This window comes from Vibrio sp. 10N.286.48.B8, from assembly GCF_003050085.1.
In the GTDB taxonomy this organism is placed as follows: domain Bacteria; phylum Pseudomonadota; class Gammaproteobacteria; order Enterobacterales; family Vibrionaceae; genus Vibrio; species Vibrio crassostreae.
The window spans coordinates 84,860-100,215 of record NZ_PIGD01000010.1 but is presented as its reverse complement, the minus strand read 5'-3'; the positions used below and the strand labels follow the sequence as shown (position 1 = coordinate 100,215).

General features: G+C 44.1%; 14 protein-coding genes. 12 read left to right on the top strand and 2 right to left on the bottom strand.

The genetic code is table 11. From position 1 onward, the window contains the following. Positions 1-8: 8 nt before the first annotated feature. Both gyrA and CWO08_RS13250 read left to right on the top strand, forming a co-directional pair. Complete coding sequence (gene gyrA / locus CWO08_RS13255; protein ID WP_102431254.1) at positions 9-2,669, top strand: DNA topoisomerase (ATP-hydrolyzing) subunit A; 2,661 nt, start codon at positions 9-11, stop codon at positions 2,667-2,669. A 173-nt stretch (positions 2,670-2,842) separates the two neighbouring features. Then, positions 2,843-3,472 carry a tetratricopeptide repeat protein gene (locus CWO08_RS13250; RefSeq protein ID WP_102480660.1) on the top strand — a complete coding sequence of 210 codons (630 nt, stop codon included), beginning with the start codon at positions 2,843-2,845 and terminating at the stop codon, positions 3,470-3,472. Between the two features lie 120 nt (positions 3,473-3,592). On the opposite strand, the gene CWO08_RS13245 is transcribed toward CWO08_RS13250, so the two are convergent. Together CWO08_RS13245 and nrfA are read right to left on the bottom strand one after the other, a co-directional pair. Then, the gene (locus CWO08_RS13245; protein WP_102431252.1) at positions 3,593-3,937 is read right to left on the bottom strand and encodes a rhodanese-like domain-containing protein; all 345 of its coding nucleotides are present in this window, start codon (positions 3,935-3,937) and stop codon (positions 3,593-3,595) included. Positions 3,938-4,062: 125 nt separating this feature from the next. After that, a complete protein-coding gene (nrfA, locus tag CWO08_RS13240) occupies positions 4,063-5,493 on the bottom strand; it encodes an ammonia-forming nitrite reductase cytochrome c552 subunit (RefSeq protein WP_181360049.1) in 1,431 nt (476 codons plus the stop codon). Positions 5,494-5,974: 481 nt separating this feature from the next. On the opposite strand from nrfA, the gene nrfB reads away from it, so the two are divergent. From nrfB to CWO08_RS13195, 10 genes are all read left to right on the top strand, one after another. After that, on the top strand, positions 5,975-6,559 hold the full coding sequence (nrfB, locus tag CWO08_RS13235; RefSeq protein WP_017101427.1) for a cytochrome c nitrite reductase pentaheme subunit: 585 nt from the start codon (positions 5,975-5,977) through the stop codon (positions 6,557-6,559). 3 nt (positions 6,560-6,562) lie between these two features. Continuing rightward, positions 6,563-7,249 (top strand): cytochrome c nitrite reductase Fe-S protein, encoded by a 687-nt coding sequence (gene nrfC / locus CWO08_RS13230; protein WP_060982429.1) that lies wholly within the window; start codon positions 6,563-6,565, stop codon positions 7,247-7,249. Positions 7,250-7,251: 2 nt separating this feature from the next. Continuing rightward, positions 7,252-8,226: a cytochrome c nitrite reductase subunit NrfD gene (nrfD, locus tag CWO08_RS13225; protein ID WP_048607198.1), complete on the top strand. Its 975-nt coding sequence runs from the start codon at positions 7,252-7,254 to the stop codon at positions 8,224-8,226. Between the two features lie 124 nt (positions 8,227-8,350). Further along, entirely contained in the window at positions 8,351-10,273 is a 1,923-nt protein-coding gene (locus tag CWO08_RS13220; RefSeq protein WP_108020612.1) for a heme lyase CcmF/NrfE family subunit, read from the top strand. Beyond that, the gene (locus CWO08_RS13215) at positions 10,254-10,808 is read left to right on the top strand and encodes a DsbE family thiol:disulfide interchange protein (protein WP_108020611.1); all 555 of its coding nucleotides are present in this window, start codon (positions 10,254-10,256) and stop codon (positions 10,806-10,808) included. The genes CWO08_RS13220 and CWO08_RS13215 overlap by 20 nt, the downstream gene beginning before the upstream one ends. Further along, positions 10,805-11,245: a heme lyase NrfEFG subunit NrfF gene (gene nrfF / locus CWO08_RS13210; protein WP_048669252.1), complete on the top strand. Its 441-nt coding sequence runs from the start codon at positions 10,805-10,807 to the stop codon at positions 11,243-11,245. Before CWO08_RS13215 ends, nrfF begins: the two co-directional genes overlap by 4 nt. An 89-nt stretch (positions 11,246-11,334) precedes the next feature. Continuing rightward, positions 11,335-11,511 carry a hypothetical protein gene (locus CWO08_RS24005; protein ID WP_017063565.1) on the top strand — a complete coding sequence of 59 codons (177 nt, stop codon included), beginning with the start codon at positions 11,335-11,337 and terminating at the stop codon, positions 11,509-11,511. 248 nt (positions 11,512-11,759) lie between these two features. After that, positions 11,760-12,356 (top strand): GTP cyclohydrolase II, encoded by a 597-nt coding sequence (gene ribA, locus CWO08_RS13205; RefSeq protein ID WP_009848836.1) that lies wholly within the window; start codon positions 11,760-11,762, stop codon positions 12,354-12,356. 176 nt (positions 12,357-12,532) lie between these two features. After that, the gene (locus tag CWO08_RS13200) at positions 12,533-13,792 is read left to right on the top strand and encodes an imelysin family protein (RefSeq protein WP_048669253.1); all 1,260 of its coding nucleotides are present in this window, start codon (positions 12,533-12,535) and stop codon (positions 13,790-13,792) included. Between the two features lie 113 nt (positions 13,793-13,905). Then, the gene (locus tag CWO08_RS13195; RefSeq protein ID WP_108020610.1) at positions 13,906-15,294 is read left to right on the top strand and encodes a di-heme oxidoredictase family protein; all 1,389 of its coding nucleotides are present in this window, start codon (positions 13,906-13,908) and stop codon (positions 15,292-15,294) included. Positions 15,295-15,356 lie beyond the last annotated feature (62 nt).

The following is a 15,356-nucleotide window of genomic DNA, read 5'->3' as shown; positions in this document are numbered from 1 at the left end:
ATGGCTCTATGAGCGATCTAGCGAAAGAGATCACGCCCGTAAATATTGAAGATGAGCTTAGAGGTTCATACCTAGACTACGCGATGTCCGTCATCGTTGGTCGTGCCCTTCCAGATGTGCGTGATGGCCTAAAACCAGTACACCGCCGCGTTTTGTTCGCGATGAATGTACTAGGTAATGATTGGAACAAACCATATAAAAAGTCTGCTCGTGTAGTAGGTGATGTAATCGGTAAATACCACCCGCATGGTGATAGTGCTGTATACGATACAATTGTTCGTATGGCGCAACCGTTCTCACTGCGTTACATGCTAGTTGATGGCCAAGGTAACTTTGGTTCTATCGATGGCGACTCCGCGGCTGCAATGCGTTATACCGAAGTTCGTATGGCGAAAATTGCTCACGAGCTACTGGCTGACCTTGATAAGGAAACTGTGGATTACGTACCGAACTACGATGGTACAGAACAAATTCCAGCAGTACTTCCTACAAAAATTCCTAACCTATTGGTAAACGGTGCTTCTGGTATCGCAGTAGGTATGGCTACCAACATTCCACCACATAACCTTGGTGAAGTTGTTGATGGCTGTTTGGCTTACATCAATAATGAAGAGATCACTATTGATGAGCTAATGGACTACATTCCTGGTCCTGACTTCCCAACAGCAGCACTTATCAGTGGTCGTAAAGGCATCGTCGATGCTTATAAGACTGGCCGCGGTAAGGTTTACATGCGTTCAAAAGCGGATATCGAAGTAGAGAAGAATGGTAAAGAAACTATTATCGTTACTGAGATCCCTTACCAAGTAAACAAAGCTCGTTTGATCGAGAAGATTGCTGAACTGGTTAAAGATAAGAAAGTAGAAGGCATCAGTGCACTGCGTGACGAATCTGATAAAGATGGTATGCGTATTGTTATTGAATGTAAGCGTGATGCAGTAGGCGAAGTGGTTCTAAACAACCTATACGCTCAAACTCAACTGCAAACGACTTTCGGTATCAACATGGTTGCGTTGAACAACGGTCAACCACAGTTGTTCAACATCAAAGACATGCTTAAGTGCTTCGTAGACCACCGTCGCGAAGTTGTTACACGTCGTACTATCTTCGAACTGAAGAAAGCGCGCGATCGTGCACACATCCTTGAAGCGTTGTCTCTAGCACTTGCTAACATCGACGAAATCATTGAGCTTATTCGTAACGCTCCAACACCAGCTGAAGCAAAAGCTGGCTTAGTTGCACGCGGTTGGGATCTTGGTAACGTTGCTTCAATGCTTGAGCGTGCTGGTACTGATGCGGCTCGTCCTGATTGGTTGGAAGACCAATACGGCATCCGCGATGGCCAATACTTCCTAACGGAAACACAAGCACAAGCTATTCTAGAACTTCGTCTTCACCGCCTAACTGGCCTTGAGCACGAGAAGATTCTAGACGAGTACAAAGCACTTCTAGAAGAAATCGCTGAGCTAATGCACATCCTTGCAAGCACTGAGCGTTTGATGGAAGTTATCCGTGAAGAACTTGAAGCGGTACGTGAAATCTATGGCGACGAGCGTCGTACAGAAATCACAGCTGCAGTTCATGACATCGACATGGAAGAGCTGATCGCTCAAGAAGACGTTGTAGTAACGCTTTCTAACGCAGGTTACGTTAAGTACCAAATCCTAAGCGACTACGAATCTCAACGTCGTGGTGGTAAAGGTAAGAGTGCAACTAAGATGAAAGATGAGGATTACATTGAGCGTCTGCTTGTTGCTAATACTCACGATAACATCCTATGTTTCTCTACTCGTGGTAAGACATACCGTCTGAAAGTTTACCAACTACCATTAGCAAGTCGTACTGCTCGTGGTAAGCCTATCGTGAACATTCTTCCTCTAGAAGAAGGTGAACGTATCACGGCTATCCTGCCTGTTTCTGAGTTCTCTAACGAGAAATTCATCTTCATGGCAACAGGTGACGGTACAGTTAAGAAGACATCTCTGGATCAATTCGCAAACGTACGTGCTAACGGCCTAATCGCAGTTAACCTACGTGACGACGATTCACTGATTGGCGTTGACATCACTAACGGTGATAGCGACATCATGCTGTTCTCTAAATCGGGCAAAGTTGTTCGCTTTAACGAGGACAAAGTACGCGCAATGGGCCGTACTGCCTCTGGTGTTCGTGGTATGAAGCTTCCAGAAGACGATCAAGTGGTTTCACTGATTGTTCCTTCTAACGAAGGCGATATCCTAACTGTGACTCAAAATGGTTACGGTAAGCGTACTGAGCTAGCAGAATACCCAACGAAAGGCCGTGCAACGCAAGGTGTAGTATCTATCAAAGTCTCTGAACGTAACGGCCCAGTTGTTGGCGCTGTTCAAGTTGAAGAAGGCGATGAAATGATGATGATCACCGACGCAGGTACACTAGTACGTACTCGCGTAGCGGAAGTAAGCCAAGTTGGTCGTAACACTCAAGGTGTAACACTGATTCGTACTGCTGAAGACGAGAATGTTGTAGGTCTACAACGTATCGACGAAGTAGAAGAAGCTGAGATTGTAGAAGGCGAAGCTGAAGAAGCAAATGCTGAAACTATCAACGCTGAAGTTGCTGAATCAAGTGAAGAGCAAGCATCAGATGCTTCTGACTCTGAAAGTGATAGCGAGCAAGACACTGAGTAATCTCGATTACGTTAAGTAATTAAGCTTACCATTGAAAAAACCGAGCCTAAGTGCTCGGTTTTTTATTGTCTGCTCGTTTATTCTGATTGGCGTAAATCCTAATAGCTAAGTCTCGATCAATATTGCCTGATTGGGAAAGTGGTAAACTTAAAGGGTTGATAAAGGAGTGTGGAATGGACATCTGGTTGTTGGTTGCGTTAGTACTAATTAGCCTGTTTTTGATCGTGGTCGTTATTGCCGCGAGCGACAATGGTAGTCATCTAAAAGGCAATGTGGTGATTTCCCTTACTGCAGTGGCTCTGAGTGTGCTTGTCTGGTCTCAAATGAAACAGGAGACACCCCAACTTCCTTTGGATGATAGCAATGGTTACACGGCAACAGATTTCGAAGGTGAGCTTCAACAAAGCCTCAAACAAGATCCGAATCAATCCGATTTGTGGTTTAAGCTGGGTGGTGTGTATATGCAGAAAGGGGAGTTTGATGCAGCGTTCACCTGTTATGACTACGCGATTCGGTTGGATCCTCAAGCACCATCGGGCCTTTATGCGGCCAAAGCAACCGCACTTTATTACCTCAGCTCTCAAGCTATGAGTGATGAAGTGAATGCGTTATTGGATCACTCAATGGAGCTTGATCCCAATGATCGTACGGCATTGATGCTGATTGCGACCGATCATTTCATCAGCATGCGCTACCAACAAGCGATTGATGCGTGGACTCAAATCCTCGACTCCAATCAAAAGGGGATTGATCGCGTTTCGATTATTCACTCGATCAACCAAGCCAAACAGATGATCCGCTAAGCTTGGTCAATAGGCTGTTCTTCCTGATTAGCTTTTGAAGCTATTTGTCTTTGAAACGATTAGCCTTTGAAACGACTTACCTTTGAAGCGTTTAGCCTCTAAAGCCATTAATCTCTCAAGCTATTGGCTTTCTTGCATTTCTATTAACCCACCTGCGTTGTGGATTTGAGTAAATCCTTGAGCTCGCAAGAATTGATAGGCTTGTCCTGAACGATTACCACTGCGGCAATACAAAACGATCGGTTGGTCTTTATCTATCTTGGCGAAGTGAGTAGCGACTTCAGAAAGAGGGTAGTTGATGGCGTTGTCCAGATGCCCTTGTTCGAACTCTGCAGGTGTTCTGACATCAACCACTAATGCGCCTTTCTCTATTAATTCCCACCCTGTCTCAGCACGCTCAGAGGCGTAAACGCCTGAACTGAGTAGTGCGATACATAATGCTGAAAGTGAAAGTAAGGTTTTCATTATATATTCCTTGAATTGGCGAGTGGATTGGGGAGGAGATATTAATGTGTATTGCCCCAAACCTAAAAAACCAGCCACACAATAATAGTGTGACTGGTTTTTACGTAATGGTCTAATTGAAGAAACTAGTATTCGTAGCTGGCTTCACGCTTTTCAGCTTGCTCTTCCCATTTAGGAACAACTGTGTCTAAGAAGTGTTGTTTTTCAGCGTTCATCTTATCCATGTCCATTCCAAGCGCTTTTTGAGCCGCCTCTTTGGTTGAGATGTCTGGAATCTCGATTGGATCAGTGATGCCTTTCTTCGCCAGTAGACGAACAATCTTAGTACGAGCATCGGCTGCGCGGTCAACGGCAGTGCCTAGCACTTCTAGAGCGATTTCAGGTGCATGCATATGAACGCCGTGAGATGCAATAGCGTAGTCCCAACGCCATTGAGCGTGACGGATATCCAGTAGGATAGGCTCCATCTCTTGCTCTGTCGCACCTGCTTCCCATGCCGCGCCTGCTTCAAAGTGAGCGGCAACGATTTGTTTCTCAGCGGTCAGCTTCATGTTTAGCACTTGAGCTTTACGGCTTGAAACGATGTTACGCATGGTTTCTTTAGATTGAGTGTGACAGTTTGCACACGTATCTTCGAAGCGGTCGAATGGGTTACCCACTTTATGGTCGGTATAAACGGTGCCATCTTCTTTGGTCACTTTCGGCATATGACAGTCAACACAAGCAACTTTGTTTTTGCCGTGAATGCCTTCACGCCACGTTTCATAGCCAGGGTGCTGTGCTTTTAGCATTGGCGCTTTAGATACTTTGTGCGTCCAATCTTTAAAGCCGATTCCATCGTAATACTCTTCCATTTGCTCAACACGAGTCCCTTTGTCCCAAGGGAATTTCACGCCTTTTGTTGGCCCTGTGAAGTAGTATTCCACATGACATTGAGCACAAACGGAAGCTTGTTGATCTAAGCGACCTTGGTCTTCAAACTTCTTACCAATCGCATCGAACGCACGTTCAACATAAGGACGCGTCACCTTCAGTGCTGGCTCACCATTTTTAAAGCCTTCGCTTTGGGTATCGTGACAGTCGGCACAGCCAATAGGGTTCACAATCTCGTTGCCAAGACGTGCCCACTTACCTTCGAAGTAACCGTCTTCGCCACGCTCTTCGATCACACGTGCCACGTCTGGGCTCTTACAGCTCCAACACGCCATTGGCATTGGGCCAGAGCTTTCGTCCGTTGGCCCGCCAGTACGAAGGGTTTGTCGTACATCGTCAATCGCATAAAAGTGACCACGTGCCTTGTTGTAATCTTTTGCGAAGCCGTAGCCAGCCCACATGATAACCATGTTGGGATCTTCTTTTAGTGCGTCTTCAATGGTTTCGCTTTCTGAAGTCTGTCTCCATGAATGATATTGATCTGGGTGGTTTTGCTCGAACTGGTCGTTACGAGGGTCGCCAATTTCTTTTTGTTCAGACGCAGCAAAACTGGTTGCGCTTGCTAGTGATGCGCTAACCATTAATAGTGCTGTGACCGAATTACGTATCCAATGCTTTTTCACAGTGATATCTCCAATATACTGATTCTTATACCAAGCGTTGTGAGTTTGCTATTCAAATTAAGAACTGGAGAATTCCTGTTTATATTAATTCATAAACAAACACATTTTGTTACGTGTTGGATATAGCTTGTCTTAGATCAATTAATGGTAGTGACTTCAATCACGTTGAAGTTTATATAACCCTAAAGGGGTATTGCTGGGTAGGGATATTAAAGTTCAATTGATAATTATTATCATATATAACAATCAATTACCTAGATTGACCATGATATAAATAGGGTGATTGCGTTCACAGATTAACCCATTCAAATTTCGTATTACCCAATTAGAGGTATATTCTAACTATAGAAAGCGTTGTGGCTTATCCAAAATAAGAATTGATATCATTTAAGCGGTAATAATATCGTTTAAGGGTACTTTTGTTTAACCGGAATATTATTTAGTTGAGAGTTAAATAATGCCGGTATAAGGAAAGGATAAAATGGGCAATATTAAATTGGCCATAGTCATAATGCTTAAATCCCTTCTAGCATTCTGCCTCTATGGTTATTCCATTCATGCTGTTGCTGAGCCTGCTGTTACGCCAGTAGGAGAATCAACAAGACATGAAGTCGAATTAATACGTGACAAAGACTACAAGTGTGTTCAATGCCATAAAGATTCAAAAGAAACGGTATTGGGTTCACATGGTGAAAGTGCACACGCTTTACTTGGTCGTGAAGTAAATTGTACCGACTGTCATAGTTCTATTAGCCCCGATCACCGTGAAGGTGCACCTGAAGTGGTGAAGTATCGCGCGGCTCAATCACAACCGGGAACCGAGAAGGTTTTCCTAGACCCTAGCTTAATTTTAGATGCCAATAGCCAATGTATAGATTGTCACAAACCGGATGATCTGCGCGAAGCGAGTTGGACCCACGATGTTCACGCGCAAAACTTAACGTGTTCAAACTGTCATGATGTTCATGCGACTGAAGCAAAGGTGCTGGGCTTAGATAAAAAGCAAACCATCAAGCTGTGTGTGGATTGCCATTCAGACTTCAACCAGAAGAAAGAAGAGGAGTAATCTATGAGCTGCTCAAGAAGAAACTTTTTAGCTGGCGCTGGTGCCGTTATTTTTACTACAGGTGTTGCGGGAACGGCGGCGGTAACAAGCCGTAAAACGCTAGCCAATGTTCAAGAGGACGGGGCTAAACGTTATGGAATGATTCATGACGAGACCGCGTGTATTGGTTGCACCGCTTGTACAGAAGCATGTCGTGAAGTAAACAAAGTGCCTGAAGGCGTGTCGCGCTTAGAAATTATTAAGAGCGAACCCCAAGGCGAATATCCAAATGTTGATTACCGTTTTACTCGTAACTCTTGCCAACATTGTGATAATGCACCCTGCGTGATGGTTTGCCCAACAGGGGCGGCCTACAAAGATGAAAAAACTGGCATCGTTGATGTGCATAAAGAGAAGTGTGTCGGTTGTGGTTACTGTTTGTTAGCGTGCCCGTATCAAGTGCGCTTCTTCCACCCTGAGAACAAATCGGCTGATAAATGTAACTTCTGTCGTGATACCAATCTTGCACAAGGGAAGCTGCCTGCTTGTGTCGAATCTTGCCCGACCAAGGCGCTAGTATTTGGCGATCTAAATGACCCTAAGAGTGAGATAAACCAGGTGCTTAAATCTGAGGTGGTTTACAGGGATAAAGCTTATCTAGGCACTCAGCCAAAACTCTACAAAGTGCCACACCAAAAAGGGGAGATTTGATTATGAGTGCATGGGACACAGCTTTTCAGTCTGGTACTGTGGTATGGGACTGGATTATAGCAATCTATCTATTTCTCGCGGGGATGTCGGCAGGTGCCGTAATGATCTCCATTTACCTAAAACGTAAGGTCATTGAAGGCGATCCTGCTCATAATGGGGTGTTAAAGGCCACGGCTTTTCTCGCGCCATTCGGGATCATTTCAGGTCTGCTTATCTTGGTTTTCCACCTGACAAAACCGTTATCCTTTTGGAAGATCATGATCTTCTATAACCCAACGTCTGTGATGTCGATGGGTGTGATCTTATTCCAAGTGTATATGGTGATCCTATTCCTTTGGATCGGCATTATATTCCGAGATCAAATTGTCGTGTTCTTGAATGACCAAGCTTGGTTAAAAGGGCGACTCGATTTTGTCGGTAACTGGATTGGCAAATTGGAAGTGTTTGAGAATGCTTTGGAAATCTTCTTAGCTGTTCTTGCTCTGATGCTTGCCGCTTATACCGGATTCTTGTTGTCAGCTTTGAATACTTTCCCACTATTGAATAACCCAGTGTTGCCGATTTTGTTCTTATTCTCGAGCTTATCCTCAGGAGCGGCGGCGTGTATTTTATTTGGTGTGTTGGTCTTTAAGGAATCACCTCATAGCCCGAGTATTTCATGGATCCACGGATTCGAACGTCCGGTCGTGATGTTTGAGTTGTTTGTTCTTATTACTTTCTTTACTGGGCTTATCTTCGCTGGTGGTCAAAGTGAGCAAGCAGTATGGAACGCAATTGGCAGTGGTTTCTGGGCGAGTTGGTTCTGGTACGGCGTCATCGGTGTCGGCATGGTTTTACCGTTGTTGCTGAATGCAGTGACACCAACCTCAATCCGCCATAGCTCGGTGTATATTTTTTCAGTGACTTCGCTAAGCCTAATGGGTGTATTAATGCTGCGAACGTTTGTCCTTTACGCAGGGCAGTTAACGATAGCTTAATTTTGCTCAAGTAAGCAGATGTTGGATACTGGTCATCTGCTTACTTGGTTCCTGTTTATTGGAACAGTATAAGCGAACAATTGTTTAACTTGGCTCTGCTCAAGCGGAGCCTTATTGAGGTGATATGGTCGGTTCTTTGGGGCTGTTTAGTTTGGTGTTGGTCGCTGTTCTTAGCAGCATTATTGGTGTGCATTCGTTTTATCAAATGCTAAACAAACGGACGCAAAATATAGGTTTAATCCGTAGTTTCTCTCTTTCAAGTGCATTGTTTTCTCTCACTTCTGTCGTATTGCTTGGTTATGCCTTTGTCAGTGATGACTTCTCTATCTTATATGTCGCTGAACATTCAAATACTCAATTACCCTCATTTTTTAAGCTAGCAGCCGTATGGGCTGGCCATGAAGGTTCCTTGTTATTTTGGGTACTTACGATTAGCGTTTGGTCTGGCGTGATTGCCCTACAAAAACACTATTCGAATGAATACCAAAGCCGTGTGTTGTGGGTAATGAATCTACTGCTCGCGATATTTGCTTGGTTCACCTTATTCGCATCAAACCCATTTGAAATGAATTCGATTTTGCCGCTAGAAGGGCGTGACCTAAACCCAATGCTGCAAGATGTCGGCCTGATTTTTCATCCTCCATTACTTTACCTTGGCTATGTCGGCTTTTCTGTGGTGCTGGCGTTTGCTGTTGCGGCCTTATTGGTTGATCCTATTGAGTTTGATTGGGTTTCCCATTGTCGCAGTTGGTGTCTCGTCGCTTGGATCTTTTTAACTGCAGGGATCATTCTTGGTTCGTGGTGGGCGTATTACGAATTAGGTTGGGGCGGCTGGTGGTTCTGGGATCCTGTTGAAAATGCCAGTTTGTTGCCGTGGCTTACTTCGACCGCATTACTGCACAGCCTAGGTGTTGCAAAGGGCAAACAACAGCTCCTAAAATGGTCTCTCAGCCTTGCTTTCATTACGTTTTGCCTGAGTATCTTAGGCACCTTTATTGTTCGTTCTGGAGTACTAACATCGGTACATGCTTTTGCTGTCGACCCAACTAAAGGTATTGCACTGCTGCTTATATTAGTTCTGGTACTCGTAAGTTCATTTTCTCTGTTTATCGTCAGAGGTGAATCTTTTGAATCTAATCCGATTACCAGCTTCGCCAGCAAAAGCTTTTTGAGCTTAGTTGCGGTACTTATCTTTGTGCTGGCAACAGCCGTGGTTGTTTTCGGCACTTTCTATCCAATGGTATTTGAACTACTTGGATTGGGTAACATATCGGTCGGTGCGCCTTACTTCAATCTGTTGATTGCACCTTTAGCGTTACTCGCCCTTGGCGTGGTTGGCTTAGCTCCATTGCTCAGTATCAAACCTCAAGCAACTAAAGGCGTGATTGCCTCGTTAGCTGTGGTGTCATTTGTGCTTGGGTACATTTGTTATTCTTGGCAAGTGGAACAGGGACATCTACAAGTGATGGTGCTGCTGACTTGGGGGCTGGCATTCTGGGTTTTATTGACGCACGTTTATGGTTTAGTGGTTACGCGAAGATCCAAGTTCCAACGTAAAGTATGGGTGATGACCTTTGCGCATGTTGGAGTCGCGGTATTGGCTGTCGGTGCTGCTATGAACAGTTACCACTCGTTTGAGCGTAGCTATAAATTAAGCCCAGGTGAACAGGTGGAATTCATGGATTGGACGCTTTCTCATCGTGATACCGAGCTCTATGTCGCCTCCAACTTTACTGCAGAAAAAGCGATACTCGAATTAGATGCTAGCGAGCAAAGCTTTTCCATCGCGCCAGAAAGAAGACACTACCAAGTTCGTGTTATGAACATGAGTGAGCCTGCAATGAAGTGGTTCTGGCATGGCGATGTTTATATCACCATGGGAGAGAAAGTAGACTCAATAGCCTATGTATTCCGTGTTCAGTACAAAGCGTATGCGCGCTGGATTTGGTTTGGTGGGTTGTTCTCCATTCTCGGCGCTTTACTCTCATTAACTCATCGTAGAAAGAAAACCGTTAAGGCGTCACAGTATGCATACCAGCGTTCGTAACAAGCTCATCACGTTAATTGTCTTGGCATTAGTGATGGTGTTGGGTTTTGCCTTTGCACTCAATAATAAGCAGCAATCTACGACTGTGTCGGAGCAGAAGAGGGCATTTCCTGAATTCGTGTCTGCTGCGTTAGTCAATAGCGAAGGCATCAGTAGCAAACAGGAAATTACGTTGACTGATGTCACTCAGCACCCTTATCAACTAGTGAATGTATGGGCGTCGTGGTGTGGTATCTGCAAAACCGAACATGCTTTTTTACTCAAACTTAATGATAAAGGTATTCCAATTATTGGGCTCAATTATCGAGATAACTCTGCGGCAGCAATCAATGTGTTATTGAGCGATGGCAATCCGTACTCTACTGTGATCAGTGATCCTCAAGGTAAGCTAGCGTTAGAGTTGGGCGTAATCGGTACTCCTGAGACGTATTTAGTCGATGCTGAAGGCCAAATCATTAAGAAGTTACTGGGCGTGGTCAATGAATCTGTATGGCAAGAAGAACTTGCGATGTATTTTGATGGTGCGAATGGATGATGAAGTCTTTAATACAAACACTCGTTATGCTGTCTACGCTTATGTTTGTTAGTTTTCCGACTTTGGCGGAAGACCTGTTTACAGCCAGTAATAAAGACACGAGTATTCAAGTTGAACTATTCGAGTTTGAAAACCCTGAACAGCAGCAGCGCGCAATTACATTGGCTAAAACGCTACGTTGCCCGCAATGCCAGAACCAAAACCTGATTGAGTCGAACTCTCCGATAGCAAAAGACTTACGTCTCGTTGTATTCAAAATGGTGAAAGCAGGGCAGAGTAATAATGAAATCACTCAATATATGACAGAAAGGTTCGGCGAATTTGTGCTCTATAAACCTGCAATGAGTGTTTCAAACTTATTACTTTGGCTACTTCCAAGCCTATTATTTCTCTTATTTATATATTTATCAGTAAAAAGTGTTAGAAAGAGCTCATAAAAATTATGTATTACTGTTTACCAATTGACCTGTATTTTGTAACATTAAAGGATTATAAAGGCTAAGCACTGTTATATAAGGATGTGTCTGTGGATAACGTAATCTCAAATTTAAAGAAAGAGTTCCATACTCATGTCCGATCTGACAAATGGGCAGAAAAATACAGTGCAAAATCGAGCATTTCTACGCTTACTCAAGAAGAGTTAACTGAATTAGAGAACGCTTGGGTTCAACTTGTCATCTGGAAGCAAACCCAAGTAAGCTGAACGTTCTGTAAAAATCGTAACTTCAGCCGCAACTGATTAATTTATAACCCCATGTTGGTCATTCCAATGTGGGGTTTTTTGTTACCTGAAAAATTATTGTTATAATATAACAATTTGAGCATGGTCGACCTTGAAAAAAATTGTTAACAGCCTCATAGTGTCTATCATTAGATAGTTAGCTACAAAATATTGCCTAGACATATAATGTAGTGTTGTTAAATACATCGAATTTTCAAGTGAGTATAGTTATGGCGGAAGTGCGTGCCAGAATAGATTTCAAAGTAGGGGTAACAAGCAGTATTGATGCTGAACTCCTGTCTTTTCATGGATTGAAAACAGACAAAGAGCATGTTGCTGTGATATTTAAATCAGCAGATAAGACACAAGATATACCTCTTGTTCGTATGCACTCTGAGTGCTTGACTGGTGATGTTTTCCATTCATCTCGCTGTGACTGTGGCGAGCAGCTAGACGAAACCATTAGAATTATGGGTGAGACGGGTGGAGTGATTCTTTACTTACGCCAAGAAGGTCGTGGTATTGGTTTATACAACAAAATCGATGCATACCGCCTGCAAAGCGAAGGTATGAACACTTACGAAGCCAATAACCACCTAGGCTTTGGTGATGACTTACGTGATTTTACTGAAGCAGCGGAAATGTTACGCGCTTTAGGTACTACAAAAATCCGTTTGGTGACCAACAACCCTAAGAAAATCAATGAACTTAAATCCTTTGGTATTGAGATTGAAGAAGTGGTGAATACCTCTGCTCATATCAAATCGGGTAATGAGAGCTACCTGAAAGCGAAAGTCTCACACGGTAAGCATAACCTGGATATCTGATTCGCTTACTTGTTGCGCTTAACATAAAAATGTTTAAAGACCTCACATATGTGAGGTTTTTTTGTATTTATCTTGCAATAAAATTATAAGTTTGTATTATTCCAATCCGTAGTGCAAATGATAATGGTTTGCACTATTACTACGAATAATAATTTAAAGCTCAACAAGGATGCTTCATGACCATTAAATCTTTAGTGACAAAAGCAGTAACTTCGTCACTCATTTTTGCCTCTGCTTCTTCTTTTGCAGCAGTAACTCAAGATCAAGTTGTAGAACACTATGCAGATATTGCTCATGCCGTGTTTGCCGATTCAGTAATTACAGCAAAAGCGTTGAACTCTTCTATTGATACCTTTTTAGCTTCTCCTTCTGCTAGCAACTTCGAACAAGTAAAACAAGCTTGGCTTGAGTCTCGCGTACCATACCAACAGTCAGAAGTATTCCGCTTCGGCAACGTTGTTGTTGATGATTGGGAAGGCCAACTGAATGCATGGCCACTAGATGAAGGTCTGATTGACTACGTATCTTCTGATTACCAATATGAGCTTGGTAACGAAGGCGCTAGCGCAAACATCGTGGCTAATAAGACTTTCCAAATTGGTCAGACTACGGTTGATGCAACTAACATTACTCCAGAGCTAATCGCAGACTTGAACGAGATCGGCGGTTCTGAAGCGAACGTAGCGTCTGGCTACCACGCAATTGAATTCCTACTTTGGGGCCAAGATTTAAACGGTACAAACAGCGGCGCAGGTGAGCGTGCTTACACTGATTTCGTTGTTGGTGCTGAGTGTACTAACGGTAACTGTGACCGTCGTGGCGCATACCTAAAAGCATCTGCTGAGCTGCTTATCCAAGACCTAGAGTGGATGGAAAAGCAGTGGGCTGAAGGTGAGAAAGGTAACTACCGTCAAGAACTGCTTTCTGAATCTAGCGAAAATGGCCTACGTAAAATGCTATTCGGCATGGGTTCACTGTCTCTAGGTGAACTAGCGGGTGAGCGTATGAAGGTTGCACTAGAAGCAAACTCTACTGAAGACGAGCACGATTGTTTCTCTGATAACACGCACAACTCTCACTACTACAACGAGCAAGGCATCTACAACGTTTACACGGGTCTATATAAGCGTGAAGACGGCACTCTGCTTTCAGGTCCAAGCCTGTTTGACCTAGTTGAGCAAAAAGACGAGCAAGCTGCGAAAGAGATTCAAAAGCAGTTTGACCTAGCACGTGCACAAGTAGGCCAGCTAGTAACATCGGCTGAGAAAAACAACCAGCACTTTGACCAGCTAATCGCTGCTGACAACGCTGCAGGTAATGCATTAGTAAACAAAACAATTGTTGCTCTAGTATCTCAAACAGCTGCAATTGAGCGTGCTGCTGGTGTGATTGGCATTGATAGCCTAAACCCAGACACGGCTGATCACGAGTTCTAAGAACCTGAGCCAAAAATAAATATAAGGGCTCTCATTGAGCCCTTAATTGTTTGATCCTCAAGAAAGCCACACCCACATAAAAACTAAAACCAAAAAACACAGCAAGGCAATGTATGAAGTCGTATCTATCAGCCTCACTATTAACCGCACTGTTTGTCTTATCGCCATTACATGCCCATGAAACTTACTCTGGCGGCAAAACGACCGTTAAGAAAGAGGGGGCGAACGCTTTTTCCCTTCCCGCAGCCAACCTACCAATGAGTAAACGCTTAGATTTCAGCGTAGGCAACAGTTTCTTTAGAAACCCTTGGGTTCCCGCACCGTCATCAACTGATGCTCGTGATGGATTAGGACCACTATTTAACACCAACGGCTGCCAAAACTGCCACATCAAAGATGGTCGTGGTCACGCGCCAGAAAAGGGCGATGAGAACGCGGTATCCATGTTGGTTCGCTTGAGCATTCCGGCTGAAACGCCAGAGCAAAGACAAGCCTTTATTCGCGATGGTGGCATTCCTGAGCCTACATACGGCGGTCAGTTGCAAGATTTTGCACTCCAAGGGGTAAAACCAGAGGGCAAGGTGAACATCAGTTACACAGATGTGCCTGTTACTTTTAAAGACGGCACGGTTGTTACTCTGCGTAAACCTTCTTTGAAGATCACTGAACTTGCTTTCGGTGAAATGCACCCTAAAACAGAATTCTCAGCTCGTGTTGCTCCACCAATGATCGGTTTGGGTCTGCTCGAGAGTATTCCTCAAGAGACGATTCTTGGTTTCGCTAAGCAACAAGCAGCGGATAACCAAGGCGTATCGGGTAAAGCCAATTACGTTCTTGATGTTCGCACCAATGAAATGGCACTGGGACGTTTCGGTTGGAAAGCTGGTCAGCCAAACCTGATGCAGCAAAATGCAGCGGCATTTAATGGTGACTTAGGCCTAACAAGCAGCTTATTCCCGAACGAAAACTGCACATCTGCACAATCGACTTGTGATGATTTCCCAAATGGCGGTGAGCCAGAAGTCAGCGACAACATCCTAGATTTTGTTGAGTTCTATTCGCAGCACTTAGCAGTACCTATTCGTCGTGACGTTGATAACCCTGCTGTCGTGCAAGGTAAAAAACTGTTCAAAGACGTTGGCTGTCAAAGCTGTCATCAAGCTGAGTTCCGCACGGCAGAGCGAGAAGGTCTGCCAGCATTATCTAATCAGTTAATTAGCCCATACACCGATATGCTGCTGCATGATATGGGTGAAGGCCTAGCGGATAATCGCCCAGAGTATCTGGCTAACGGTCAAGAGTGGCGCACCACGCCATTGTGGGGGTTAGGTTATACCAAAGAAGTGAATGGTCATACGTTCCTGCTTCATGATGGTCGTGCAAGAAACGTTATGGAGGCGGTACTTTGGCATGGCGGTGAAGCAGAAATGGCAAAACAAAACGTACTGTCTTTGAATGCGACTGAGCGTGAAGCACTGCTGGCGTTTTTGAACTCGCTGTAGTCGGACTGAGATTTAGCGGTTTAACTACTCAGCTAACCTAAAGAACACAACCGCTGAACTTG